Origin of the sequence: Massilia sp. AB1 (assembly GCF_018119385.1) — a bacterium.
In the GTDB taxonomy this organism is placed as follows: domain Bacteria; phylum Pseudomonadota; class Gammaproteobacteria; order Burkholderiales; family Burkholderiaceae_D; genus Telluria.
Map to the genome: position 1 here is coordinate 44,557 of NZ_JAGKSG010000010.1, position 24,085 is coordinate 68,641.

23 protein-coding genes are annotated in these 24,085 nt (G+C 65.9%); 10 read left to right on the forward strand and 13 right to left on the reverse strand.

Annotation, left to right across the window (positions count from 1 at the left end; all coding sequences use genetic code 11):
• The first annotated feature begins 132 nt into the window (after nucleotides 1-132).
• The gene (locus tag J8847_RS08310; RefSeq protein WP_211524221.1) at nucleotides 133-1,251 is read left to right on the forward strand and encodes a diguanylate cyclase; all 1,119 of its coding nucleotides are present in this window, start codon (nucleotides 133-135) and stop codon (nucleotides 1,249-1,251) included.
• A gap of 10 nt (nucleotides 1,252-1,261) precedes the next feature.
• Here the strand turns inward: J8847_RS08310 and J8847_RS08315 are convergent, their stop codons facing one another.
• On the reverse strand, nucleotides 1,262-3,241 hold the full coding sequence (locus tag J8847_RS08315; RefSeq protein ID WP_211524222.1) for a monovalent cation:proton antiporter-2 (CPA2) family protein: 1,980 nt from the start codon (nucleotides 3,239-3,241) through the stop codon (nucleotides 1,262-1,264).
• 76 nt (nucleotides 3,242-3,317) lie between these two features.
• On the opposite strand from J8847_RS08315, the gene J8847_RS08320 reads away from it, so the two are divergent.
• From J8847_RS08320 to hpf, 7 genes are read left to right on the forward strand one after another with little or no spacing between them, the layout of a single operon-like run.
• Complete coding sequence (locus J8847_RS08320; protein ID WP_373888743.1) at nucleotides 3,318-4,340, forward strand: SIS domain-containing protein; 1,023 nt, start codon at nucleotides 3,318-3,320, stop codon at nucleotides 4,338-4,340.
• Entirely contained in the window at nucleotides 4,340-4,870 is a 531-nt protein-coding gene (locus J8847_RS08325; RefSeq protein ID WP_211524224.1) for an HAD family hydrolase, read from the forward strand. Before J8847_RS08320 ends, J8847_RS08325 begins: the two co-directional genes overlap by 1 nt.
• A gap of 14 nt (nucleotides 4,871-4,884) precedes the next feature.
• Nucleotides 4,885-5,496 carry an LPS export ABC transporter periplasmic protein LptC gene (gene lptC, locus J8847_RS08330; protein WP_211524225.1) on the forward strand — a complete coding sequence of 204 codons (612 nt, stop codon included), beginning with the start codon at nucleotides 4,885-4,887 and terminating at the stop codon, nucleotides 5,494-5,496.
• Nucleotides 5,497-5,528: 32 nt separating this feature from the next.
• Nucleotides 5,529-6,095, forward strand: coding sequence for a lipopolysaccharide transport periplasmic protein LptA (lptA, locus tag J8847_RS08335; RefSeq protein WP_211524226.1), 567 nt, complete (start codon nucleotides 5,529-5,531; stop codon nucleotides 6,093-6,095).
• Complete coding sequence (gene lptB, locus J8847_RS08340; protein WP_211524227.1) at nucleotides 6,095-6,850, forward strand: LPS export ABC transporter ATP-binding protein; 756 nt, start codon at nucleotides 6,095-6,097, stop codon at nucleotides 6,848-6,850. Before lptA ends, lptB begins: the two co-directional genes overlap by 1 nt.
• A 2-nt stretch (nucleotides 6,851-6,852) precedes the next feature.
• Nucleotides 6,853-8,337: an RNA polymerase factor sigma-54 gene (locus tag J8847_RS08345; RefSeq protein ID WP_211524228.1), complete on the forward strand. Its 1,485-nt coding sequence runs from the start codon at nucleotides 6,853-6,855 to the stop codon at nucleotides 8,335-8,337.
• A 56-nt stretch (nucleotides 8,338-8,393) separates the two neighbouring features.
• On the forward strand, nucleotides 8,394-8,753 hold the full coding sequence (hpf, locus tag J8847_RS08350; protein WP_211524229.1) for a ribosome hibernation-promoting factor, HPF/YfiA family: 360 nt from the start codon (nucleotides 8,394-8,396) through the stop codon (nucleotides 8,751-8,753).
• 80 nt (nucleotides 8,754-8,833) lie between these two features.
• Here the strand turns inward: hpf and J8847_RS08355 are convergent, their stop codons facing one another.
• The 8 genes from J8847_RS08355 to J8847_RS08390 form a co-directional block, all read right to left on the reverse strand.
• Complete coding sequence (locus tag J8847_RS08355; RefSeq protein WP_211524230.1) at nucleotides 8,834-10,099, reverse strand: MFS transporter; 1,266 nt, start codon at nucleotides 10,097-10,099, stop codon at nucleotides 8,834-8,836.
• Between the two features lie 43 nt (nucleotides 10,100-10,142).
• On the reverse strand, nucleotides 10,143-12,281 hold the full coding sequence (locus J8847_RS08360) for a peptidase domain-containing ABC transporter (protein ID WP_211524231.1): 2,139 nt from the start codon (nucleotides 12,279-12,281) through the stop codon (nucleotides 10,143-10,145).
• The gene (locus tag J8847_RS08365; RefSeq protein WP_211524232.1) at nucleotides 12,278-13,540 is read right to left on the reverse strand and encodes a hypothetical protein; all 1,263 of its coding nucleotides are present in this window, start codon (nucleotides 13,538-13,540) and stop codon (nucleotides 12,278-12,280) included. Before J8847_RS08365 ends, J8847_RS08360 begins: the two co-directional genes overlap by 4 nt.
• 84 nt (nucleotides 13,541-13,624) lie before the next feature.
• Complete coding sequence (locus J8847_RS08370) at nucleotides 13,625-14,032, reverse strand: hypothetical protein (protein WP_211524233.1); 408 nt, start codon at nucleotides 14,030-14,032, stop codon at nucleotides 13,625-13,627.
• 101 nt (nucleotides 14,033-14,133) lie between these two features.
• The gene (locus tag J8847_RS08375; protein WP_211524234.1) at nucleotides 14,134-14,529 is read right to left on the reverse strand and encodes a hypothetical protein; all 396 of its coding nucleotides are present in this window, start codon (nucleotides 14,527-14,529) and stop codon (nucleotides 14,134-14,136) included.
• Between the two features lie 82 nt (nucleotides 14,530-14,611).
• Complete coding sequence (locus J8847_RS08380) at nucleotides 14,612-15,898, reverse strand: HlyD family secretion protein (RefSeq protein ID WP_211524235.1); 1,287 nt, start codon at nucleotides 15,896-15,898, stop codon at nucleotides 14,612-14,614.
• Nucleotides 15,895-17,643, reverse strand: a complete 1,749-nt coding sequence (locus J8847_RS08385; RefSeq protein ID WP_211524236.1) for a hypothetical protein — start codon at nucleotides 17,641-17,643, stop codon at nucleotides 15,895-15,897. The genes J8847_RS08380 and J8847_RS08385 overlap by 4 nt, the downstream gene beginning before the upstream one ends.
• On the reverse strand, nucleotides 17,636-18,508 hold the full coding sequence (locus J8847_RS08390) for a toxin-activating lysine-acyltransferase (protein WP_211524237.1): 873 nt from the start codon (nucleotides 18,506-18,508) through the stop codon (nucleotides 17,636-17,638). The genes J8847_RS08385 and J8847_RS08390 overlap by 8 nt, the downstream gene beginning before the upstream one ends.
• On the opposite strand from J8847_RS08390, the gene J8847_RS08395 reads away from it, so the two are divergent.
• Together J8847_RS08395 and J8847_RS08400 are read left to right on the forward strand one after the other, a co-directional pair.
• Nucleotides 18,485-19,006, forward strand: coding sequence for a hypothetical protein (locus J8847_RS08395; RefSeq protein ID WP_211524238.1), 522 nt, complete (start codon nucleotides 18,485-18,487; stop codon nucleotides 19,004-19,006). The two genes, J8847_RS08390 and J8847_RS08395, sit on opposite strands and share 24 nt — an antisense overlap.
• A gap of 198 nt (nucleotides 19,007-19,204) precedes the next feature.
• Complete coding sequence (locus J8847_RS08400; protein ID WP_211524239.1) at nucleotides 19,205-20,290, forward strand: enoyl-CoA hydratase/isomerase family protein; 1,086 nt, start codon at nucleotides 19,205-19,207, stop codon at nucleotides 20,288-20,290.
• A 123-nt stretch (nucleotides 20,291-20,413) separates the two neighbouring features.
• Here J8847_RS08400 and rapZ read toward each other — a convergent pair whose 3' ends face one another.
• The 4 genes from rapZ to queF form a co-directional block, all read right to left on the reverse strand.
• A complete protein-coding gene (rapZ, locus tag J8847_RS08405; protein WP_211524240.1) occupies nucleotides 20,414-21,292 on the reverse strand; it encodes an RNase adapter RapZ in 879 nt (292 codons plus the stop codon).
• A 32-nt stretch (nucleotides 21,293-21,324) separates the two neighbouring features.
• The gene (hprK, locus tag J8847_RS08410) at nucleotides 21,325-22,260 is read right to left on the reverse strand and encodes an HPr(Ser) kinase/phosphatase (protein ID WP_211524241.1); all 936 of its coding nucleotides are present in this window, start codon (nucleotides 22,258-22,260) and stop codon (nucleotides 21,325-21,327) included.
• Nucleotides 22,261-22,313: 53 nt separating this feature from the next.
• Nucleotides 22,314-22,796 (reverse strand): PTS sugar transporter subunit IIA, encoded by a 483-nt coding sequence (locus J8847_RS08415; RefSeq protein ID WP_211524242.1) that lies wholly within the window; start codon nucleotides 22,794-22,796, stop codon nucleotides 22,314-22,316.
• Nucleotides 22,797-23,161: 365 nt separating this feature from the next.
• The gene (gene queF, locus J8847_RS08420) at nucleotides 23,162-23,989 is read right to left on the reverse strand and encodes an NADPH-dependent 7-cyano-7-deazaguanine reductase QueF (protein ID WP_211524243.1); all 828 of its coding nucleotides are present in this window, start codon (nucleotides 23,987-23,989) and stop codon (nucleotides 23,162-23,164) included.
• Between the last annotated feature and the right edge of the window lie 96 nt (nucleotides 23,990-24,085).

Consider the following 24,085-nt stretch of genomic DNA (forward strand, 5'->3'; position numbering starts at 1 on the left):
CTCCGGCGGCTGTTGCCAATGCCATAACAGGTGTCGCAAATTCGCCTCCGCCGCGCCCCTCCCGGGGCGCTTTTCGTTTCCAAGCGGCGACGGATGGCGTAATGTTACGGGTAATTGCTGAAAGGAATTCCCATGCACGAGCCGGACGCGTTGACGCGAGAACTGATGGCGGAAAACGAAACCCTGCGCGCGCGCATGGCCTACCTGATCGAACAGGCGGAGCGCAACCACGAAATCATGTGCCGCCACCAGGCCTTCGATCTGCAGATCGTGGGCGCCAGCAGCTTCCCCGAGCTGGTCGGCACCATCTTCCGCACCTTGCCCGTGATTTCCGAGCTCGACATCGTCACCCTGTCGCTGGTGGACGAGGAAGCCGACATCTACACCGTCATGCACAAGCTGGGCGTGGATTTCGAGCAGTTCCCGAACCTGCTGTTCTGCGAGCAGGCGGTGGAGCTGGGCTTCGACCTGGCGGACGGCAAGCGCCTGTGCCCGCTGCTGGGCGCCTATGCGCCGGCCCAGCACTGCGCCATGTTCCCGCACCCGCCCGCCGGGCTGCAGAGCGTGGCCCTGGTGCCCCTGATGCGCAACACGCGCCTGATCGGCAGCCTGAACCTGGGCAGCACCGACCCCAACCGTTTCACGCCGAACCTGGGCACCGATTTCGTCGAGCACATGGGCTCGATCATCGCGATCTGCCTGGAGAACGTGATCAGCAACGAGATGCTGAAGTACATCGGCCTGACCGATTCGCTCACCGGCGTCTACAACCGCCGCTACATGGACCGCCGCCTGCTGGAAGAGATCGCGCGCGCGCGGCGCCAGGGCTACAAGCTGTCCTGCATGTACATCGACATCGACCACTTCAAGCGCGTCAACGACACGGTCGGCCACCAGGGCGGCGACGATGTGCTGCGCGAGGTGTCCGCGCGCATCAAGGCCGAGCTGCGCATGTCCGACGCCCTGGGGCGCTTCGGCGGCGAGGAATTCGTGGTGCTCCTGATCGACGCCGACCTGGAAGCGGCCAGCATGGTGGCCCAGCGCATCCGCGCCAGCGTGGCCGGGCAGCCGGTGGACCTGAGCACCGGCGAGCAGGTGGCGGTGACGGTGTCGATCGGCGTGACGGCGCTGTCCGACTTCGAACGCGATCACGCGATCGAGGGCGTGGCCCAGGACCTGGTGGCGACCGCCGATTCGGCCCTGTATCAAGCCAAGGCGGGCGGCCGCAACAAGGTCGTCACGGTCGCCTGATCGCGCGTCCCTAGAGCAGCCGGGCCTCGGCCCGGCTGACCGATTCTCCCTCGCCGCGCAGCACCACCACATCGCCCGCGTCCAGCACCGTCTCCGGTCCCGCATCGAGCTTTTGTCCTTCGCGCCGCAGGGCCGTCACCTCCGCACCCACTTCATCGAGGCGCAGCTCGGCCAGGGTCTTGCCGACCGCCGCCGCGCCTTCGGGCAGGGTCACCGAATGGAGGCGCACATAGCTGTGCTCCGGATCGTCCGTGATGTCGCCCGCGCCGTGGAAGTAGCCGCGCAGCGCCGCATAGCGCTCGTCGCGCGCGGCCTGCACCCGGTGCACCACGCGCCGCAGCGGCACGCCCAGCATCACCAGCGCGTGCGAGGCCAGCATCAGGCTGCTCTCCAGCGCTTCCGGCACCACTTCGGTGGCGCCCGCGGCCTTGAGCATGTCGAGGTCGCTGTCGTCGTGGCTGCGCACGATCACCGGCAGATTGGGCGCCAGCTCGTGCGCCAGGTGCAGCAGCTTGATCGCCAGGCGGGTGTCGGCGAAGGTGATCACCAGCGCGCTGGCACGGTTGATGCCGGCTGCAATCAGTGCTTCGCGGCGCGAGGCGTCGCCGTAGGAGACGTTGGCGCCGGCGGCGCGCGCTTCCTGCACCCGCTCCGGGTCCAGGTCGAGCGCATACCAGGGCAGCTTTTCCTCGCTCAGCAGGGTCGCCAGGCTCTGGCCGCTGCGCCCGAAGCCGGCGATGATCACGTGCTTCTGGGTCTTCATGGTGCGCGTGGCGAGCTGGGTCAGGGCCAGCGACTGCATCATCCATTCGTTGGCCGCGATCTTCATCACGATCTTGTCCATGTTGGCGATCATGAAGGGCGCCGCCAGCATCGACAGCACCATCGAGGCCAGCACCAGCTGCATCAGGAAAGGATCGATCAGCTTCGAGTCCGAGGCCAGGTTGAGCAGCACGAAGCCGAATTCGCCCGCCTGGGCCAGGGCCAGGCCGGTGCGCATCGAGACGCCGTCCGAGGAGCCGAACAGCTTGGCCAGGCCGGCGATCAGCGCGAACTTGAGCAGCACCGGCAGGACCAGGAGGGCCAGCACCAGCCACCAGTTGGCCAGCACCACCTTGAGGTCGAGCAGCATGCCGATGGTGATGAAGAACAGCCCGAGCAGCACGTCGCGGAAGGGCTTGATGTCTTCTTCCACCTGGTGCTTGTACTGGGTCTCGGAGATCAGCATGCCGGCCACGAAGGCCCCCAGGGCCAGCGACAGGCCGGCCTGCTCGGTGATCCAGGCTCCGCCCAGGGTCACCAGCAGCAGGTTGAGCATGAACAGCTCCTGCGAGCGGCGCTTGGCCACCACCGTGAACCAGCGCCGCATCAGCTTCTGGCCGAAGAACAGCAGCAGGGCCAGCACCGCGGCCGCCTTCAGGGCCGCCAGGCCGAGCGTGGCCGGCAGGTCTTCCGGGTTGCGCGCCAGCGAAGGAATCAGGATCAGCAGCGGCACCACCGCCAGGTCCTGGAACAGCAGGATGCCGATGATGCGGCGCCCGTGCTCGCTCTCCAGCTCGAGCCGCTCGGTGATCAGCTTGACCACGATCGCGGTCGAGGACATCGCCAGCGCCCCGCCCAGCGCGAAGGCGGCCTGCCAGCTGATGTTCAGCTGCGGCGTCAGCATCGCGATGAGTTGTCCGAACAGCATCGTGGCGACGATTGTCAATACGACTTGCGCCATGCCCAGCCCGAATACGATGCGCCGCATCGCCTTGAGCTGGGCCAGGGAGAACTCCAGGCCGATCGAAAACATCAGGAACACGACCCCGAATTCGGCCAGGGCGTGGGTGGCGGGGCTGTCGTCGGCCAGGGCCAGGGCATGGGGGCCGATCAGGACGCCGACGGCGAGGTAGCCGAGCATCGGCGGCAGGTGCAGCATGCGGAAGGCAACCACGCCGAGCACGGCGCAGCCCAGCAGGAGCAGGGTCAGTTCAAGTCCAGAATGCATGCCCCGTTCCGGTCGGTGTTGTTGTTTGTTATGACTGGCAAGTTTTTTGCTTTCCCAATTCGTTTATACTTCCGGTATGAGTTTAACCGATGAAAAAACAATGCTGAAAAGTTTTGACGAGAGCCAGGCCCGCCGCGTGCTGGAGCTGGGGCGCGAGACCCTCGCCATCGAGGCCGACGCGATCCGCGCGCTGCATGCGCGCCTGGGCGACGACGACAGTTTCGTGCGCGCCGCCGACCTGCTGTACGCCTGCAAGGGCAGGGTCGTGGTGTCCGGCATGGGCAAGTCCGGCCACATCGGCCGCAAGATCGCCGCCACCCTGGCATCGACCGGCACCCCGGCGATGTTCGTCCACCCCGGCGAAGCCGCGCACGGCGACCTGGGCATGGTCACGCCCAACGACATCTTCATCGCCATCTCGAATTCGGGCGAGTCGAGCGAGCTGCTCGACATCCTGCCGGCCGTCAAGCGCATGGGCACGCACGTGATCGCCATGACCGGCAAGCCGGCCTCGCGCCTGGCGCAGCTGGCCGAGATCCACCTGAACATCGCGGTGGACAAGGAAGCCTGCCCCCTGAACCTGGCCCCGACCACCAGCACCACCGTGACGCTCGCCATGGGCGACGCGCTGGCGGTGGCGCTGCTCGACGCGCGCGGCTTCCGCGAGGAAGACTTCGCGCTGTCGCACCCGGGAGGGGCCCTCGGCCGCCGTCTCCTGACCCACGTGCGCGACGTGATGCGCAGCGGCGCGGCGATCCCCGCCGTGGCGCCGGAAGTCCCGCTGGCCAAGGCCCTGCTCGAGATCACCCAGAAGGGCATGGGCATGACCGCCGTGGTCGACGCCGACAAGCGCCCGATCGGCGTGTTCACCGACGGCGACCTGCGCCGCCTGATCGAGCGCATGCACGACTTCTCCAACCTGACCATCCGCGACGTCATGCACGCCAACCCGCGCCGCGTGCATCCGGACCAGCTGGCCGTGGACGCCGTGGCCGTGATGGAAGAATTCCGCATCAACCAGATGCTGGTGGTGGACGAGGACGACCGCCTGGTCGGCGCCCTGCACATCCACGACCTGACCCGCGCCAAGGTGATCTGATGCTGCCGCTCGCACACATGGAACGCGCCAAGCGTGTGAAGGTCATGATCTTCGACGTCGACGGCGTGCTCACCGACGGCAGCCTCACCTACGGCCCGGACGGCGAAGTCACCAAGACCTTCAACGTGCTCGACGGCCTGGGCATCCAGCTGCTGAACAAGACCGGCGTGCAGACCGCCATCATCAGCGCGCGCAATTCGCCGATCGTGGTCAAGCGCGCCGCCGACCTGGGCATCACCCACGTGTGGCAGGGCTTCCACGACAAGCGCATCGGCTTCGCCGAACTGCTGGCGAAAACCGGCGTGACGCCGGAGGAATGCGGCTACATCGGCGACGACGTGATCGACCTGCCGCTGTTCACGCGCGTGGGCTTCGCCGTCACCGTGCCCTCGGGCCATCCGGAAGTCCAGCACCGCGCCCACTACGTGACGCGCAACGCGGGCGGCCGCGGCGCCGTGCGCGAAGTGTGCGACCTGGTGATGCGCGCCCAGGGCACCTACGAACAGGCGCTCGCGCCTTACTTCGCCTGATTCGCCGACGCGCCATGGCCGCCTACCTCACCAACAAGCGCACCGCGCACCGCTGGAAGCTGCTGACGATCATGATGATCGCGGTGTTCTGCGCCTTCGGCAGCTTCTGGCTGCTGCAGGCCTTCGACGGCGACGACACCAATGCGCGCCTGGGCGGGCCGCCGACCGAACCCGACTACATCGTCGAGAACTTCTCCTTCGTGCGCATGACCGAAGGCGGCCAGCCGAGCTACCTGGTGTCGGGCAAGCGCCTGACCCACATCCCCGAGGGCGACGTCTCGACCGTGGTGCAGCCGGTGCTGCGCGGCGTCGAGCCGGGCCGCCCGGCCATGACCGTCACCGCCGACAGCGCGCGCATCTATCACCAGGAGCACCGCGTCGACATGCTCGGCAACGTCGACCTGCAACGCCCGCGCACGGCCACCTCGGAAGCGCTGCGCGTGCGCACCCAGTCCCTGACCGCCTTGCCCGACGAGGAAATCCTCAAGACCGATCAGCCGATCGAGATGCAGCTGGGCGCCTCCAGCGTGCGCGGCACCGGCATGGTGGCCAACAACGCGACCCAGAAGATGCACATCGCCAGCCGCGGCCAGATCGTCTATCCGCCGCGCGGCGCCCGACAATGAAGGCGCCGCGTCAACCCAGGACCCAGCACACCATGAAGAAACTATTCGCTGCCGTTTGCCTTTCCCTGCTGTCGCTCACGGCCTTCGCCGAGCGCGCCGACTCGCTCAAGCAGGCCGTCATCAACTTCGATTCGCTCGACGTCGACGAAGTCACCCAGACCCGCATCCTGACCGGCAACGTGGTCGTCACCCGCGGCACCCTGGTGCTCAAGTCGGACCGCGCGCTGGTGAAGGAAACCCCGGAAGGCTACATGAGCGTGACCCTGACCGCGAACCCGGGCAAGGTCGCCACCTTCCGCCAGAAGCGCGACGGCGGCCCCGACTTGTGGGTCGAAGGCCAGGCCCAGCGCATCGAATACGACGAGCGCTCCGAGATGGTCAAGCTGTTCGCCGACGCCGTGGTCAAGGAGCTGGAAAGCAAGCGCGTGACCAACGAGATCATCGCCCCCTTCATCTCCTACGACAACCGCAAGGAAGTGGCCAGCGTGCGCAACGACGCCAGCGGCCAGAGCAAGGTGGGCGGCGGCCGCGGCACCCTGATCCTGTCGCCCAAGCGCACCGCCGCTCCGGCGGCTCCGGCTCCGGCAGGGAAGCCCTGATGGAGGCGCGCGACAGCGGCAGCACCCTGATCGTCAAGGGCCTGCAGAAAAGCTACGGCAAGCGCCTGGTGGTGCGCGACGTCTCGCTCCAGGTCGAGTGCGGCGAAGTGGTCGGCCTGCTGGGCCCGAACGGCGCCGGCAAGACCACGTCCTTCTACATGATCGTCGGCCTGGTGCCCTCGGACGCCGGCTCGATCGACATCAACGGCACCGATATCTCGAGCCTGCCGATCCACCGGCGCGCGGTGCTGGGCCTGTCCTACCTGCCGCAGGAAGCCTCGGTGTTCCGCAAGCTCACCGTCGAGGAGAACATCCGCGCGGTGCTGGAACTGCAGCAGGTCGATGGCCGGCCGCTGGGCAAGGACGAGATCAGCGAGCGCCTCGACACCCTGCTGGCCGAGCTGCAGATCGAGAAGCTGCGCGAGAACCCGGCCATGTCGCTGTCGGGCGGCGAACGGCGCCGGGTGGAGATCGCGCGCGCGCTGGCGACCAACCCGCGCTTCGTGCTGCTCGACGAGCCCTTCGCCGGCGTGGATCCGATCGCGGTGATCGAGATCCAGCGCATCGTGCGCTTCCTGAAGGAGCGCAAGATCGGCGTGCTCATCACCGACCACAATGTCCGCGAGACGCTCGGCATCTGCGACCGCGCCTACATCATCAACCAGGGCGCGGTGCTGGCCTCGGGCCGGCCGGATGATATTATCGCCAACGAATCCGTGCGCCGCGTCTATCTGGGTGAACACTTCCGCATGTAGACATGAAACAGTCCCTGCAACTCCGCACATCGCAGCATCTTGCACTGACGCCGCAACTCCAGCAGTCGATCCGGCTGCTGCAGCTGTCCACGCTCGAGCTGCACCAGGAGATCGAGCAGATCCTGTCCGACAATCCCCTGCTCGAGCGGCTCGACGACCCGCTCGACCGTTCGGTGCGCCTGCTGGCCGACGGCGCCATCAATAACGCGCCCGCCACTGGCGAAGCGCCCGCCGCTCCCGCGCAGGAAGGCGAGGGCGCGTCGGAGGCCTCCGCCGCCTCGGGCGAGAACGGCGAAGGCTTCGAAGGCGGCGACGGCGAGCGCGACGCGCCGGACGCCGACTGGGGTTCGGGCGGCGGCGCGGGCGGGGGCGAGGACGAAGACGGCCGCCCGCAGCTGGAAGCAAGTTCCGTCACCTTGCGCGAGCACCTGATGGAGCAGATCCGTGTCACCGGCTGTTCCGCGCGCGACCGCGCGCTGGCCGAGCTGGTCATCGACGCGCTGGACGACAACGGCTACCTGGAAGAACCGCTGGACGAGATCCATGCGCGCCTGCCGGAAGAGCTCGAGATCGAGATGGACGAGCTGCGCTGCGCGCTGGCGCTGGTGCAGAGCCTGGACCCGGTGGGCGTGGGCGCGCGCAGCGCGGGCGAATGCCTGGCGCTGCAGATCCGCCGCATGCAGGGCGTGCCCCTGGTGACGCGCCGCCTGGCGCTGAAGATCGTCGAAGGCTACCTGAGCTGGTTCGCCCAGCGCGAGTACAGCAAGCTCAAGAAGGCGCTGGATTGCGACGACGAAGACTTGCGCGAGGTGCAAGCCGTGGTGCGCCAGTGCAATCCTCATCCGGGCGCGGCCTTCGCCTCGAACGTGTCAGACTACGTGGTACCGGATGTGATCGTGCGCCGCGCCAAGAACGGCTGGGCCGTGATGCTGAACCCGGACGTGATGCCGCGCCTGCGGGTGAACAGCCTGTATGCGTCGCTGATGAAGCAGGGCAAGTGCGAAGGGCAGATGAACGCCCAGCTGCAGGAAGCGAAATGGCTGATCAAGAATATGCGTCAGCGTTTCGATACGATTTTGCGTGTGGCAGAGGCGATTGTGGAGCGCCAGAAGAACTTTTTCTCCCACGGCGCGGTTGCGATGCGTCCCCTTGTTTTACGTGAGATTGCTGATACACTAGGCCTACACGAAAGCACAATTTCTCGTGTTACAACGCAGAAGTACATGCTGACCCCGCACGGCATGTTCGAGTTGAAATACTTCTTCGGAAGCCACGTCGCCACCGAAGCGGGGGGAGAAGCCTCCTCGACGGCGATCCGCGCTCTCATTGCGCAATTGACAGGAGCAGAAGACCCTAAGAATCCTTTATCCGATAGCAAGATCGCGGAGATGCTCGGGGAACAAGGCATGGTCATTGCGCGCAGGACGGTCGCCAAATACCGAGAAGCGCTCAAGATCCCTCCCGTCAGCCTCCGCAAAGCCTTGTAACAGCGCTGCCCACTCCTGCCTTGCGCCTGGGCGGCGCGCTTTTCAAAGGAGTGTGTATGAACCTCACAATCAGTGGCCACCATCTCGAAGTGACTCCCGCTATCCGTGAATACGTTCAGAATAAGCTCGAGCGCATCATCAGGCATTTCGATCAAGTGATCGATACCCATGTCTTCCTCGCCGTCGACAACCTCACTGAAAAAGAAAAAAGGCAAAAAGCGGAGATTAACGTCCAGGTGTCCGGAAAGACCCTGCACGTGGCGAGTGTCGCCCAAGACCTGTATGCCGCGATCGACACGCTGATGGACAAGCTGGATCGGCAGGTTCTGAAACACAAGCAGATGTTGAAAGACCATAACCACCAGGCGATCAAACGCCTGCCGGATCAAGGCAGCGAAGAAGCCGCTGCGGCCTGACCGGCAGCAGGGCATACCAGCTAAGGGCGTCTGAGGGGGCGCCCTTTTTGCATCCAGCCTTTCCTTTCCCGCATTCCTCCCTAGCGAGCGGCGACGCTCCCGAGCTGCCTGGGCGCAGCGCCCGGGTCGGCTACCAATGTCCACAGGAAACAAGAGATCAGCAGGGCCGTGCCGGAGATCAGGAACAATGTGTGGGCGCCGGCGCCTTTCGCGAGAAGAAAGCCGACCTGGGTGGTGGCCAGCTGCGGGATCACGACCGACAGGTTGAAGATGCCCATGAAGAAGCCCATGCGCTGGCGGTCGATTTTTTCGCTCATGATGGCGAACGGCAGGCTGATGACGGCGCCCCAGCCGATGCCGGCGACCGCCATCAGCACGTACAGCGAGGCCTGGCTGCGCGCGAACAAGGCGATGGCGAGACAGGCGCCGGCCATGAGGGCCAGGCAGGCGGCATGCACCCTGACACGCCCGAACCTGCCCGATGCGCGCGGGAGCGCCAGCGCCGGCACGATGAAGCCGACGACGTTCATGATGGCGAAGGAGACGGCGACGACCTTCCCGGATGCGGCCGCTCCCGCGGCGGCCGCGGGAACGAGATAGGCCTGCACGAAGGCGATCAGGTAGACGAAGATCGCCTGGATTCCGAACCACGCGAACCCATGGGCGATCCAGATCTTCCATAGTTCCGGCCACTCGGTGCCGGTGGAGACGCTCGCATGCGCTGTTTCCGTTTTCGCGAGCACAGGCGCTTCCTTCACGAACAGCGTGGCGCAGGCGAACACCAGGACGATCAGGCAGCCGGCCTGGATCAGCGTCTCGTTGCCGATGAAAGCGCCGATCAGGTAGGCGACCACTCCCCAGAATCCCGACATGGCCTGCATCCACGAGAATCCCCGGGTCCGGGATTCGCCCTCCGGCGTCAGGTCCGCGATCAGGGCGCGCGCCGGATTCAGGCCGATATTGATGGACAAGTCGAGCGCCAGGGCGACGGCGCCGGCGACGATCACCAGGTCGGCGATGCCCAGGGCGCCGGCCAGCTTGTCGATCTTCGTCAGCAGATAGAGCGAGAGGGAGGAGGTGATGCCGGCGAGCAGGATGAACGGACGGCGGCGTCCGCCCCACAGCCAGGTCCTGTCGCTGGACAAGCCGACCAGCACCTGCCCGAGCATGCCGGCTACGGGGCCGGCGGCCCAGACGATCCCGATCTCGTGGATGGCGAGGTGGTATCTGGTGCTGAGCAGCCAGCTGAGCGCCGAGATCTGGACGCACAAGGCGAAACCCATGGCGGTGGCGGGCAGGCTGTTGAGGACGAGGCTGGCCTTCGAGGCAGGGGAGGGCTTGTTCATGCGAGGGGAGTCTTGAAAGTCTGTCTTGCGCAGGCCATGCGGCCTACGACACGGCTTGCGCTTCTTCGATGCGGCGGCCAGGATCGACCGATTGCATCATCTCGATCACAGCGCCGTCCTTGATCTTGATGATGCGCTGCGCGCCCTTGATCGTCTCCGGGCGGTGCGCGATGATCATGCGCGTCACGTCCATGCGCTTGAGCGCTTCCGTGATCAGCTTTTCGTTGTCGACGTCGAGATGGCTGGTGGCCTCGTCGAGCGCGAGGATCTTCGGCTGCTTGTATAGCGCCCGCGCCAGCAGCAGGCGCTGCTTCTGTCCTCCCGACAGGCCGGTGCCCAGGTCGCCCACCAGGGTGTGGAAACCCATCGGCATCCTGACGATCTCCTCGTGCAGGTTGGCGAGCCTGGCGCACTGCTCGACGCGCTCCCGGTCCGGCAGCGTATCGAAGAAGGTCACGTTGTCGGTGAGGCTGCCCGACAGCAGCGCGTCGTCCTGCATCACGGTGCCGATCTTCTTGCGCACGTTCGCCAGGCCGAGCTGGCGAATCGGAATGCCGCCGTAGCGCACCTCGCCCTCGGTCGGCTGCTGCAGGCCGAGCGCGATCTTGAGCAGGGTCGTCTTGCCCGCGCCCGAGGGCCCGGTGATGGCCACGCTTTCCCCGGAGCGGATGGTCAGGTTGACGTCCTTGAGTACCCAGGGCTCGCCCGTCGCATAGCGGAAGCTGACGTTGCGCAGTTCGATCGACGGCTCCAGGTGTTCGAGGTCGTTGTAGGGAATGTTGCCGTCCTCGGTGTCGCGTTCGCGTTCCGTCAGGACGATGTCGCCCAGGCGCTCGGTGTGCAGGCTGAGCATGCGCAGCTGCACGGTGTAATTGATCAGGCCCGCGACCCGGCCGGTGAACTGGCCCTTGTAGCTGAGGAAGGCGAACAGCATGCCGACCGAGATCCCGCCCGCCACGCCGGTCTGGCCGTGGATCACCATGCGCGCACCGAGCCAGAAGATCACCAGGTTCTCGATCCCGAAGATGAGGGTGTTGGCGCAGGCGTACCAGATGTTCATGCGCGCGGTCTTGATATCGCGGTTCTGCACTTCGACGATCAGGTTCTGCCAGCGCGCCCGGCGCTCGTCCTCGCGGCCGTACAGTTTGAGCGGGACGATCGAGCGGATGGTTTCGATGAAATGGGTGTTCTCTTTCGCGGACAGCACCATGCGCTCGGCCGCCGCGTTGCGGTAGGGCTGGTAGCTGAGCCGGCGCATCAGTGCGTAGGCGGCGCAGGAAATCAGGACCGGCACGGCCAGCACCGGCGCATACACGAACATCATGACCAGCGAGGTGATCGCCATGAGCCCGTCGAGCATGGCTTCCACGACCGAGGTGGTGAGGGTGCGCTGGATCGCGCCGACGGCGGAGAAGCGCGAGGTGATGTCGCCCAGGTGGCGCTTCTCAAAGTAGTCCGCGGGCAGCTTCACCATGTGCGCGAAGACGTTGCCGACCCATTGCAGACCGACGGTCTGCCCCAGCACCATGACCATCCAGGAGCGCACCAGCGCGATGAAGGTCTGGACCAGGAGCAGCAGCGCGAAGCCGGCGATCAGGACGTCGAGCAGGTCCAGGTCGCCGGAGGTCAGGACGTTGTCGAGCACCAGCTGGTTGAGGATCGGCCCGGTGATCGCGAACAGCTCGAGCACCAGCGCGAGCGCGAAGATCTGCGCCAGCGAGCGCCACACGCCCGACACCTGCCCGGTCAGCCTCGACAGGCTCAGGCGCGGCTTGGGCGGCTGTTCCTCGAATTCGACGGTGGGCGTGAGCTCCAGGGCGACACCGGTGAAGTGGCGCGACACGTCGGCCATGGCCACGCGCCGCCGGCCCACCGCCGGGTCGAGGATGGTGATGTCCGCACGCGAGACCTTTTCCAGCACCACGAAGTGATTCAGGTCCCAATGCAGGATGCAGGGAAGCACGAGTTCCCGCAGTTCGTCCAGGTCGAGGCGCAGGGGGCGTGCGGCCAGGCCCAGCTCGGCCGAATACGCGATGATGCTCTCGAGCGTGGCCCCTTTGAGCGACAGGGGAAAACGGCGGCGCAGGTCGTTCAGGTCCCAGTGCTGGCCGTGCGCCGTGGCGATCATCGCCAGGCAAACCAGGCCGCACTCGGCCGCCTGGGTTTGCAGCTTGGGTGTCATCGGACTTGTCCTTCAGGCCGCGCGGCAGCCGCGTTGACATCGTCGAGCGCGCGAACCACTTCATCCAGCACCGCGCCGGGCGGGAATCCGCCGGCGTCTTCCAGGCCGTGGCTGACGCCATCCACCAGCTTGACGCTGCAATCGGCCGGCGCGGAGGTCTTGGCGCCCTCGACGCGGCAGGGCCCCGGCGCGGGCAGGGGGAAGAAATAGTCCTGCGCGCCAAACAGGTAGATCACCTTGCCGGTGTAGGGGCCCAGTTGTTCCAAGGTGGTCTTGTTCGCGTTTTGTTGCTCCTGGGCGTAGCGGAGATTCCATCCCACCGGCATCGGGTGTCCCTCGAAGCTGGCCGACAGGATGGCGTTCTCCGGCAGTACCTTGTCATGGAGGCCCAGCCGGTAGATGTCGCGGAACATTTGCTGGCGTAGCGGGAGAAACTCGCGGCTGAGCACTTCGCCGCCCGCGAATTCCCGCATCCTGTCGAGCTGCGGCGGCGTGCCTGGGCTGCCGGCGCAGCTGAAGATCTTTTCCACCGTCAGCTGCTTGTCCGGACAGCGGGCGAAGGCCTTCCTGGCAAGCGCGGCAAAGTGCTCGCGGCTGGTCTGGTACCAGGCGACGTGGGAGACCGGCACCTGCGGCCCGCCGATCGAGACGATGCCCGCCGGCTGGATCGCGCCTTGCCCGGCGAGGACGCTGACGTGATGCATGCCTTCCGAAAACGGCAGGGCGATCTGCCGCAGCTTCCCGGTGCGTGGATGTTCCCGCAGCGCGGTGAACACGCGGCCGGTGTCGGCGGTGATCGACGAGAGGCTGACGCCGGCACGCAGCCGGTAGTCGACGCAGTGCTGCACGAAGGAAGCCGCGCGTGCCGCCGGCGTATCGCCGCGGATGCATGTGCGCGGCAAGGCGTAGCCACGCTGGCCGTAGTAGGCGACGGCATAGCCCGCGGCCAGCAGGCTTGCCGTCGTGCCGCCGCGGCTGTCCGGGTCGTAGGCGGCCCGCTTCAATTCGGAGCCCAGGTAAGGATCCGCTACGCCACCGGAGCCCGGTACGACGACCACGAGCGCCCGCGGCGTGCGGTTCTCCGGCCACGCGACCTCGATCGTGATGGAGGCGCCCTGGTCGAGCGCCACCGGAATATCGATACGGCTGGCCGGGGGAAGCGGCGCGGCGATGCCGGGGGCGGCGATCCAGGCAGCCGAGCAAATGAGCAAATGGCGAAGACGGCGGAATCCGGGCATGGCAAGGCAAAAATAGGTCATTGTAAAGCTGGTATGGCACGACAGGGACGGCGTGGCCGGCCCTGTCGTGCCGGTGATGCTAGTTCAGACGCTTAGCGCAGCAGATTACGGCTTGCAGGACATTTCGTCATCTTCCGGCTTGTCCGAGCTGCTCGAGCTCGAGGTGCTCGGCGACGACGAGGAGCTGGTGGAGCCCGACGAACCCGACGAAACCGGCAGGCACTGCTGGGTGTAGGTCGTGGTCGTGGAGGTGGTCGGCGAGTTCAGGGTGCCGCTCGCGCCCGGGACCGGACCGGTCGCGCTGATGGTGCCCGAGGTGCTGAAGCCGGTCGTGGTGGTCGACTGGGTCATGGTGGTCGTGCCGGCATAGCCCGGTGGGCAATAGTTCGGGAAGGCGGTGCTGCTGCCGCTGCTGGTGCTGGTCGAGCCGGTGCTGCCGCCGGAATCGCCATCGGCCGCCATCATCAGGCCGCCATAAACCACGGTAACTTCTTGTTTTTCTAAGACACGCATTTGAATCTCCAATCAAACTAAAAATCGCCGGACCTTGCCGGCACTTGCTTTCGCATCCCTGCATGGCAGGGGCGAAATCTGGGGGGGCGTCACTGGTGCGCTCAAGGCACCATGCACACGCCTTCGTCGTCTTCGCTCTGGTCGGAAGCACTGCTGCTGCTGCTGTCGCCGCTGGAGCTGGTCGAACCGCTGCCGGTCGAACCGCTGCCGGTGGAACCGCTGCCGCTGGTCGAGCCGGAATTCACCGGCGGCAGGCACTCGTAGCGGGTGCTGGTCTCGACTTTCGGCGCCGGCATGGTGGCCGTGGTCGAGCCGGTGCCCATGCCGCTCGTGGTGCTGCCGGAGGGGTAGGACTGGGTGACGGTGGTGGTGTACAGCGTCACGCCCGAGTAGCCGTCCGGGCAGCCGTAGCGGCCGCTGAAATTCGGGTCCATGGTCGGCTCGGCCATCAGGCCGCCGGCCACGCTTGCCACTTCACTTTGCTGCAAGATTCGCATCTAGTCTCCTTCGATGATTACTGCGATTGATCGGTCCGGCCCCTTGCCGGACCGTCCGTTCGGCCGCGCACTTCGCCGCGGCCTACAAGGTCCCATGTCTGGCGCGTGCCGCCAGGAGCGGGTCGAGCACGAGCTCCCACACCCTGCGCCGGTCCTGCACCACGTCTCCCTCGAGCGCCATGCCCGCCACCAGCGGATACCGCTTTCCATAGGCGTCCACGCTTTGCTCCTTGAGACGTACTTCGATCCGGTACAAGGGCTCGTTCGCCTGCGCGCCCGCCAGCAAGGCCTGCGCCTGCCCCGCCGGCAAGTCCTGCGGTGCGATCGGCGAACTGCTGATGCGGCTGACCTCTCCCTGCGCCATGCCGAATTTCTGGTACGGGAAGGCCGCGTAGCGCAGCCATACTGTCTGTCCGGGCTGCACGAAGCCCCGGGTCCTGCTGGGCGCGTACAACTGCGCCTGCAGGTGCACGTCGCCCTGGTGGTCGGTCGGCAGCAGCACGCCCAGCGTCTGTCCGGCATTGATGGCCTGGCCGGGCTTGACGGTCAGCCCCGAGACGACGCCGTCGCGCGTGGCGCGGATCACGAGCCGGCGCCTGGCTTCGGTTTCGATGCGCTCCTGGCGCAGGGCGGCCAGGCCGCGCTCGACTTCGCCCAGCTCGGTGTTCAGTTGCAGTTCCGCCTGCCGCTGTTCCGCCGTGAAGGCGTCGAGCTGGCTGAGCAGCTCATCGCGGTTGCGTTCGGCGCTGTGCTGGCGCGCCTTGGTGTCGAGGAATTCCTCCTGCTTTTGCTGGGCCTGCATGCCGGAGACGAAGCCGGAACCGGCCAGGCGCGTGAAGCGCTGCAGGCCCTGTTCGGCCAGGTCCACGCGCTGGCGCGCCAGGTCCACTTCGTCTTTGCTCCGCTGCACTTGGGCGGCGAGGCTGCGCACCCTGGCGGCCAGGGCTTCCTGGCGCTGTTGCCCCAGCATGGCGCGGCTGCGGCGCTCCGCCTCCAGCGCGGCGGCGCGCGAGTCGATGTTCTGCAGCACCAGCTCCACCGTGTCGCCTTGCCCGGTCGAGCGGTCCATGCCCAGCGTGGCAAGCACGGCGCCTTGCCGGACCTGCTGGCCTTCCTGTACCGGCAGGTCGACGATCGTCCCCGAGCTCGCCGCGATCACCTGCAAGGCGCCCGCAGCCGGCACCAGGACGCCGGAGACATGCGCCTTGCGCGTGATTTCGCCGAAGGTGCAGAAGGCGATCAGCCCCGCGCCCAGCGCCAGCGAGATCCCGGTCATCAGGGAGAAGTCGAGCCGGCGGCCGACCCGGATGCTGCCGAGCAGGGAGTCGTTCTTCGCCTCCAGGGCTTCTTTCCTGAAGAGCAGGCTCATGCCGATGCCTCCGGCAGATCGGCGAACGGGGCCGCGATGCGCACGGCCGCTTCCAGCACCGGTAGGGCGGGATCGGCGAATTCGATCGTGTCCGCCGTGAGCCGGCGTATCGGCAAACGCTGCGTATCGCCTGCCGATTCGCGCACTGCGAACAAGCCGCCGCCGTGGTCGCAGCGTGCGATGATCCATGCGCCATCGGCGCCGGCCGCGAAGCCGACCGTGGCCGCATGCGCGAGTTCGATGCGGTGGTCGCGCCGTCCGCCGGCAATCTGCTCCCGGATGAAGCGGCCGATGTGCGCGGGATCGGGGGCCTCGCCGGCATGCGAAGGATCCACCGCGCGGAAGATCGCGCGCTTGGCGGCTTCGCGATACAGGCCGGTGCGGTCGGCGCAGAGCCTGGCGCATTGGCGCGCGGCGGCCGCGCGCTGCGCCGGCGCGACCAGGTCGTCGAGCAGCGCGCGCAGCGCAAGCAGGTGCGCGGGCGGCGCCTCGTCCCACACCGCCGCCAGGTCCCATGCCAGGGCCGGCTGCGGGCTTGCGTGGACCATGTCGATGCGCTCGCACTGGAAGTAGCCGATCAGGGCGGCCACGGTCGACCAGAGCAGGGCGCCGTCAGGGCCGCATGCCGCCGCCTGCGCCGCCTCGCGCGGGACGCCGCACAGCCGCAGCGCTTCGCCGGCCAGGGTCTGGCGATAGGCCGATTGCGCGCGTTCGGCCAGCATGGCGATGCGTTCCTCGGTGGCGAAGACGGGATCCAGGTAGCGCCCGAAGAAATAGGCGCTCGCGCGCAGCGCGTCGGGCAGGGTGGCGAAATGCCGGCTGAAAGGCAGGGAGGCCAGCATGGTCGCCACATTGGCCCACGAGGGCACCGCCGAGGTGGCGCCGAAATCGAGCAGTTTGCCGTCCAGGGCGATGTTGGACACGGTGTTGCTGCCGTGCGGCAGGCGGTGGACGAAGGAATACGCGAGTTGCTGCGCCCAGTTCACCCACAGGCGCTCGTAGAGTGCCGCCAGCGTATGCGCGCCCCAGGCGGCGCCGGTGCGGGCGAAGCATGCGGCCACGCGCAGGGTGTCGAACATCCCTTCTTTCGGGTAGCCGGAGTGGAAGGCCGTGGCGCGCTGGAAGTGCGCGGGACGGACGAAGCATGGCCGTACGAGCAAGGTGCGGCGCTCGAGCTTGGGGCCGGCGGATTCCTGCCATTCCTGGACCAGCCCGGTGTCGATGATCGCCAGGGCCGGGATCGCGGAATGGGGAAACTCGGCGCGCACGATTTCGCCGTAGATGACTTCCCTGACCGATTCTTCGAGGTAGGCGCCGCCGGAGGCGTGGGCCGGATCGGTGAGGGCGCTCACCAGCGGCGTGCGTCCGCAACCCTTCACCAGGTAGCCGTTGACGACGACGGCGCGTCCGCTGCCGCCGTTGGCGCCGATGCCGAGGCCGCCATAGCGGTCCGCATGGCCCGTCGTTTCCGCGCCGCTGGTCCAGGCTTCCTCGTCCACCAGGTAGGCGCACGCGGACAGCAGATGCTCCTCGTAGCGCGCGGCATCGCCGCCGCAGGCGGCAAACTGCGGATCCGCCTCGGCTGCGCCGAGGTTCAGCCAAAGGACCCGCGCGTTCTCGATGCGGCGCAGCCTGACCGGTACGTGGTGGCTGCCTTCGCCGAACAGCCACTGGCTGCCGGCTGCGCCGAGACAGGAGACGTCCGGCATCGGCGGATGGCTTTCGGCAGACTGGAGATCACGCATGGCCGGCCCCCGCCTGCTGCAGCCAGCGTGTACCGCGGGCGGCCTGGCTGCTGCGATCCATGCCGATGACATGGGCCGGCCCGTGCTGGCTTGCCGGTACATAGAGCAGGATCCGCCGCTCCTCGGGGAACAGGCCGGTGTGGATGTCGGCCTCCATGGCGTCGAATACCGGCGCCGATACGGAGGCCAGCCACAGGCACAGGATGCCGCCTTCGTTCCATTCCGCGGTATTGAGCTGATGCAGCGGCGCTTGCGCGATACGGGCGATCGTTCGTTCGGACAGCCATGTCCAGGCCAGCAGGCCTGCGGGGGCACCGTCTTCCGTGCGGTACAGGCGCAGCTGGCGCAAGGCCAGCGATTCGCCGACCAGGTGCAGGGTCGCCGACAGCGGCGCCTGCATGTGGACCGGGGCGAAGCGCAAGGCGGTCAGGCTGGCGCCGGTTTCGCCGGCGCGCACGAGGTTCGGCAGGCGTCCGTGCAATACCTCGTCGCGCGGCGTCAGGGGACCCCGGGCGCAGGGCGGGGTGCCGGGCGAAGCGAAAAAGCTGGTGCGGTCGTGGCGCGACACCTGCTTCACCAGTCGGGTGCGGCCCTTGTAGCGGAAATAGGTGGCGCTCTGCGCTTGTGCGAACAGGTGGTCGCGCAGCGCCGCGAGGATGTGGCGCAGGCTGCCGTTGACGGCGCTGAAATCGATCACCCACAGCTCGTCGCCGCTGCGCCAGTCGGCAGGCGCGAGCGCGGCCGGGCCGGAACGGAGCAGCGACTGGCTGAGCGCCGGGCTCACCATTGCCCAGCTGACGAAGCCCACCGTACGTCCGACAGCGTCGGTGAAAAAGCAGTATTGGCTGTTTTCGATTGCCGCCATCAGCCGGTTCAAATGAACCCCGGCAGGAATGCCGCCCCATTGTCCATTGAAATAGCGAACGGCAAGGCCGAGCGCCAATTCTTTTCTGGACTGAGGGTCGCCCGGGAAATGCAGGCGAGCGAGCAATTCTTCAATGACGGCAATACTCATCAAGACGGCTTCTTGTTTTACTACGGCTGGATTATTTATTTAAAGCGGGTAATAAAACTACCTCACCGCATTCCGGGGGCGCTGCGCGACATCGTGCTGCCTGTCCGTCAATATCCCGGCGGGCCAGATTCTAAAGCGTTAACCCGCTTGTTCAGCCGATCTTTAATGATTTCCCGTCAACCTTGCCAGGTTGTTACTTTGATTGGAAATCATATATGCATCTTTGTAGTAAAATTAAAAGAACGCCAGTTATTATGCAGAATGAATGAACTCGGCGCATGCGAATTGGATATATTCGATGGTGCTTTTCATTTCGCGAAGTTTGACTACTTTTATTGCTTGCCGTAGGAAAGCGAATATCGCCGGGAGATAATCCGCATTGGGTAATCCATATTGGATAATTAAAATATCGGATGTAATGCGCATAAATAAAAGCGGCGCGAGTCGATAGCGGCAGAAAGCGATGGGGAAAGCTTGCCCCTGCCGATGTTTCTATCGCGATTCGAGTTCTGTAGAATAGATATCTTTTCGATCACAGAACACGCCATGACCGACCATGTCCTGACCCGCGTCGCCAACCGTACCGGCATCATTACCCTCGATCGCCCGAAGGCCCTGAACTCCCTGTCGCTCGAGATGGTCCGCGCCATGACCGCCATCCTGCTGGACTGGCAGGACGACAGCGCGGTCGATGCGGTGGTCATCACCAGCACCAGCGAAAAAGCGCTGTGCGCAGGCGGCGACATCCGCTTCTTCCATGACGTGGGCCATGCGACCCCGATGGGCGGCAGCGCGCTGCTGGAAGACTTCTTCACCGAAGAATACGCGCTCAACCACCTGATCCATTTCTATCCGAAGCCCTATATCGCCATCATGGACGGTGTGGTGATGGGCGGCGGCATGGGTATCGCCCAGGGCGGCCCGGACTGCGGCCTGCGCATCGTGACCGACCGCACCAAGATGGCCATGCCCGAGGTGAACATCGGCCTGTTCCCGGATGTGGGCGGCAGCCACTTCCTGTCGCATGCGCCTGGGCAGCTGGGCAACTACCTCGGCCTGACCGGGCTGACCGTGGGCGCGGCCGATGCCCTCTATGTGGGACTGGCGGACGTGTTCGTGCCGGGCGCCGGGCTGGCGGGGCTGAACCAGATCATCGAGACCACGCCGGGCAAGGAACTGCCGGCGGCGATCCGCGCATTCGCGGCGCAGTTCGCCGGCCAGGCAGGCGCAAGCGAGCTGCAGGCGCAGCGCGGGGTGATCGATGCGCATTTCGGCGCGGCTTCGGTGGCGGCGGTGATGGCATCGCTGGAACGTGACGAGAGCCCGTTCGCGCAAAAGGCGCTCAAGGCGATGCGGCTGCGCTCGCCCTTGATGATGTGCGTGACGCGCGAGCTGCTGGCGCGCGGGGCGGCGATGGATGTGGCGGATTGCCTGCGCATGGAGCGCAACCTGGTGCGCCGCAATTTCGAGCACGGCGAGGTGCTGGAAGGCGTGCGTGCGCTGGTGATCGACAAGGACAATGCGCCCAAGTGGAATCCGGCGACTTTGGAAGAGGTGACGCCGGAGATGGTGGAGCGCTTCTTCGTGCCGGCGTGGCCGGCGGTTGCGCATCCGTTAAGGCATTTGAAGTAAGACTGCCTCTAGGGGGCAATACAGCATCGTTCGGCCCGCACCACCAGCACGTCGTACGCGCCACTGGCGCCTACGACGTGCTGGGGTAGCGGGTACTAAGTGAGGGGGGAGAGCACAGACAGCTTACGCCGTCAGATTCTTCGGCTGCTCCCGATGCCTGACGATCACCCGCTCGGTCGCTCCGAAATACGCCCCCAGCCTTTCGGCCATGTACACCGAGCGGTGCTGCCCGCCGGTGCAGCCCACGGCCACGGTCAGGTAGCTGCGGTTATCCGTCTTGAACGACGGCAGCCACTTCTCCACGAAAGCCCGGATATCCTCCAGCATCTCCGCCGCGCTCGGCTGCGCGTCGAGGAAGGCGATCACCGGCGCGTCGCGGCCGGTCAAGGGCCGCAGCGCCAGGTCGTAATACGGATTCGGAATCGCCCGCACATCGAACACGAAGTCGGCATCCAGCGGCACCCCCACCTTGAAGGCGAAGGATTCGAAGAACAAAGTCAGCGGCGCGTGGTCGACCTCGGCCAGCTCCTTGATCCAGGCGCGCAGCTTGTTGGCCGACAGTTCCGAGGTGTCGATCACATGGCCCAGGTTCTCGATCGCCGACAGGCGCTCGCGCTCTTCGGCGATGCATTCGATCAGGGTGCGGCGCGAAGCCGGGTTTTCGCCCGGGCGCAGCTCGTGCGACAGCGGATGGCTGCGGCGGGTCTCGGAGAAGCGCGCCACCAGCGAATGGGTGCTCGAGGTCAGGAACATCACCGTGACCGAATGGCCTTCCTCGCGCAGGCGGCGCACGCTCACTGGCAGTTCCACCAGCGACTCGGCGCTGCGCGCATCGACCGCGACCCCGACCTTGCCGGTGCCGGTCTCGTTCACCGCGGCGACCAGGGCCGGCAGCAGCGCAGGCGGCAGGTTGTCGACGCAGTAGTAGCCTGCGTCTTCCAATACGTTGAGGGCAACCGATTTGCCCGATCCGGAGATGCCAGTAATGAGGACGATGTGCATGGCCCGATGATACCGCAAGCCTTGCCGTTCTGTCAGTCGCCGCTCATGGCCTGGCGCTGGCGCTCCATGAACTCCTGCAGGGTGTCGATGCCGCGCAGCTGGAGGATGGTGTTGCGCACGGCGGCCTCGAGCAGCACCGCGATGTTGCGGCCGGCCGCGACGGGAATCACGACCTTGCGGATCGGCAGGCCGAGCACGTCCTCGGTCGGGAAGTGGAAGGGCAGGCGCTCCACCTCTTCGTCGAGCGCGCCGCGCTTGACCAGGTGGACGATCAGCTTGAGGCGCATCTTGCGCCGCACCGCGGTCTCGCCGAAGATCGCCTTGATGTCGAGCAGGCCCAGGCCGCGCACTTCCAGCAGGTTCTGCAGCAGCGGCGGGCAGCGGCCCTCGATCATGTTGGGAGCGATGCGCGAGAACTCCACCGCATCGTCGGCCACCAGGCCGTGCGAGCGCGAAATCAGTTCCAGGCCCAGCTCGCTCTTGCCCAGGCCGGAGTCGCCGGTGATCAGGACGCCCACGCCCAGCACGTCCATGAACACGCCGTGCATGATCACGCGCTGGGCCAGCTTCTTGGACAGGTAGACGCGCAGGAAGTCGATCACCTGGGCCGCCGGCAGCGGGGTCGAGAACAGCGGAATGTTCTGCTCGTCGCAGATGGCGAGGATGTCGGGCGGGGTTTCCAGGCCCTGGGCGATGATCAGGGCCGGCGGACCGCCGCCGATCAGTTCGCCGATCACGTGGGTGCGCGAACTGGACTTGAGGCGGGTGTAGTAATTCAGTTCCTGGTGCCCGAAGACCTGGATACGGCCCGGGTGGATCAGGTTCAGGTGGCCGACCTGGTCGGCGGCCGAAGCGGCGTCGCCCGCGATCTGGCGCTCGCCGCCGGGAAAGCCTGCAAACCAGCCCAGCTGGAGACTATCGCGATTGTCGTCGTACAGCCGTTGGATGGTCAGCGGAGATTGCAGCATGGCGTTTTCTGGAAAGGCGCAGCCAAATTGCCGCGCGGCAGTCGCAGTATAGCTTAGCCGAGAGCTTGCAGGCTTGGCTGCCAGTTGATGATGCGCTCGTGGACCGATTTCGGGTCGGTATCCGTGGCCAGCGCCGTGCGCACCGCTTCGTCGGAGAACAGCTCGGCGATCTCGGACAGGATCTCCAGGTGCTGCTGGGTGACGTGGTCCGGGATCAGGAGGAAGAACAGCAGGCTGACCGGCTGGCCGTCGGGCGATTCGAAGGGAATCGGCTCCTTCAGGCGCACGAAGGCGGCCAGCGGCGACTTCAGGCTCTTGCTGCCCTTGATGCGGCCGTGCGGCACGGCGACCCCATGGCCCAGGCCGGTCGAACCGAGGCGCTCGCGCGCGAACAGGTTGTCCGAGACGGTCGAACGGGCGATGCCGCAGTTGTTCTCGAAGATCAGGCCGGCTTGCTCGAAAGCACGCTTTTTGCTCGATACTTCGAGGTCGAGCTGCACGTTGTCGAGCGAGAGGATTTTGCTAAGGTTCGTCATAACGTATGGTGCGATGCACAAGTGGTGTGCTTGCGAGCACGCATTATAGGCCTGTTTCACAGCCATGACATTCGATTTCGCGTCCGTATCTAGGCCTTGCCGAACGCCCGTCTGACACACGACGAAACAGGGGTCTTTCCGTCTTATTTCTCAGCTATTTTGGAACGCAATTTCCTTAACGAAATCCAGCTGCAGGGCCAGCGAACGTATGCCCGTGCCGCGTTCCACCGACTTTTGAACACGTTCTGCTCAAAAATCGGGCAGTGCTAAAAAGATCATTTTCCATCGTTCCGGATGATGTCGATTCGGCCACGACTGTGGCCAAAATCGTACATCTATCCTTCATGTCCATCGCTTACTGGCGTTTACTGGCGCGCCGTGCGCAGGTTGGACGGCTTGCCGGTGCTGAAATTCGCGCGCCAGGGATTGATGTCCAGGCCGCCGCGCCGGGTATAGCGGGCATAGACCGCCAGCTTGGTCGGCTTGCACTGACGCAGTACATCCATGAAGATGCGCTCCACGCACTGCTCGTGGAATTCGTTGTGCTCGCGGAAGCCGATCAGGTATTTCAGCAGGCCTTCCTGGTCGATCTGCGGTCCCACGTAATGGATTTGCACGGTGCCCCAGTCCGGCTGGCCGGTGACCAGGCAATTCGACTTGAGCAGGTGCGAGACCAGGGTCTCCTCGACCGGCGCTTCCTCATGGTTCGCGCTGAGCAGGTGCGGCGAAGGCACATAGGCGTCGATCTCGACATCCAGGCGGTCGAGCAGGGTGCCCTCGAACTCGCCCATTTTCAGGCTGCCGAAGGCGTCCGGCGTGGTGAGCGCGACGTGGACCGTGGCGCCGAAGGCGTTCGACAGGTCTTCGCGCAGCAGCGCCAGCAGGGCGTCGGTGTTGGCCAGGCGGGTCTGGTTGAAGGAATTCAGGTAGAGCTTGAAAGACTTGGACTCGACGATGTTGGGCGAGTCGGCCGGCGCGCTGAAGGTGGCGATGGCCACCTGCGGCTTGCCGCGCATGTTCAGCCAGGACAGCTCGTAGGCGTTCCAGATGTCGACCCCGAAGAAGGGCAGGGTGCCCGACAGTCCCAGTTCCTCGCGCTTTTGCTGGCGCGGGATCGGGAACAGCAGCTCGGGCGCGTACTGGCTTTGATATGCAGCGGTTTTGCCAAGTGGCGATTGATCAGGAGTATTCATAGAAAAGACAGGGTGCTTGTGACACCCGTAGGGTCGGCAGCTCCGCTGCCGACGCGTTCAATAATCGTGTGCGGCGCCGCGCTGGTAACGCAGCCC

What these genes read in the sequence shown, in the direction of transcription:
- J8847_RS08310 (WP_211524221.1), top strand. Translation starts at nt 133, where the DNA reads ATGCACGAGCCGGACGCGTTGACGCGAGAACTGATGGCGGAAAACGAA.
- J8847_RS08315 (WP_211524222.1), bottom strand. Translation starts at nt 3,241, where the DNA reads ATGCATTCTGGACTTGAACTGACCCTGCTCCTGCTGGGCTGCGCCGTG.
- J8847_RS08320 (WP_373888743.1), top strand. Translation starts at nt 3,318, where the DNA reads ATGAGTTTAACCGATGAAAAAACAATGCTGAAAAGTTTTGACGAGAGC.
- J8847_RS08325 (WP_211524224.1), top strand. Translation starts at nt 4,340, where the DNA reads ATGCTGCCGCTCGCACACATGGAACGCGCCAAGCGTGTGAAGGTCATG.
- lptC (WP_211524225.1), top strand. Translation starts at nt 4,885, where the DNA reads ATGGCCGCCTACCTCACCAACAAGCGCACCGCGCACCGCTGGAAGCTG.
- lptA (WP_211524226.1), top strand. Translation starts at nt 5,529, where the DNA reads ATGAAGAAACTATTCGCTGCCGTTTGCCTTTCCCTGCTGTCGCTCACG.
- lptB (WP_211524227.1), top strand. Translation starts at nt 6,095, where the DNA reads ATGGAGGCGCGCGACAGCGGCAGCACCCTGATCGTCAAGGGCCTGCAG.
- J8847_RS08345 (WP_211524228.1), top strand. Translation starts at nt 6,853, where the DNA reads ATGAAACAGTCCCTGCAACTCCGCACATCGCAGCATCTTGCACTGACG.
- hpf (WP_211524229.1), top strand. Translation starts at nt 8,394, where the DNA reads ATGAACCTCACAATCAGTGGCCACCATCTCGAAGTGACTCCCGCTATC.
- J8847_RS08355 (WP_211524230.1), bottom strand. Translation starts at nt 10,099, where the DNA reads ATGAACAAGCCCTCCCCTGCCTCGAAGGCCAGCCTCGTCCTCAACAGC.
- J8847_RS08360 (WP_211524231.1), bottom strand. Translation starts at nt 12,281, where the DNA reads ATGACACCCAAGCTGCAAACCCAGGCGGCCGAGTGCGGCCTGGTTTGC.
- J8847_RS08365 (WP_211524232.1), bottom strand. Translation starts at nt 13,540, where the DNA reads ATGACCTATTTTTGCCTTGCCATGCCCGGATTCCGCCGTCTTCGCCAT.
- J8847_RS08370 (WP_211524233.1), bottom strand. Translation starts at nt 14,032, where the DNA reads ATGCGTGTCTTAGAAAAACAAGAAGTTACCGTGGTTTATGGCGGCCTG.
- J8847_RS08375 (WP_211524234.1), bottom strand. Translation starts at nt 14,529, where the DNA reads ATGCGAATCTTGCAGCAAAGTGAAGTGGCAAGCGTGGCCGGCGGCCTG.
- J8847_RS08380 (WP_211524235.1), bottom strand. Translation starts at nt 15,898, where the DNA reads ATGAGCCTGCTCTTCAGGAAAGAAGCCCTGGAGGCGAAGAACGACTCC.
- J8847_RS08385 (WP_211524236.1), bottom strand. Translation starts at nt 17,643, where the DNA reads ATGCGTGATCTCCAGTCTGCCGAAAGCCATCCGCCGATGCCGGACGTC.
- J8847_RS08390 (WP_211524237.1), bottom strand. Translation starts at nt 18,508, where the DNA reads ATGGCGGCAATCGAAAACAGCCAATACTGCTTTTTCACCGACGCTGTC.
- J8847_RS08400 (WP_211524239.1), top strand. Translation starts at nt 19,205, where the DNA reads ATGACCGACCATGTCCTGACCCGCGTCGCCAACCGTACCGGCATCATT.
- rapZ (WP_211524240.1), bottom strand. Translation starts at nt 21,292, where the DNA reads ATGCACATCGTCCTCATTACTGGCATCTCCGGATCGGGCAAATCGGTT.
- hprK (WP_211524241.1), bottom strand. Translation starts at nt 22,260, where the DNA reads ATGCTGCAATCTCCGCTGACCATCCAACGGCTGTACGACGACAATCGC.
- J8847_RS08415 (WP_211524242.1), bottom strand. Translation starts at nt 22,796, where the DNA reads ATGACGAACCTTAGCAAAATCCTCTCGCTCGACAACGTGCAGCTCGAC.
- queF (WP_211524243.1), bottom strand. Translation starts at nt 23,989, where the DNA reads ATGAATACTCCTGATCAATCGCCACTTGGCAAAACCGCTGCATATCAA.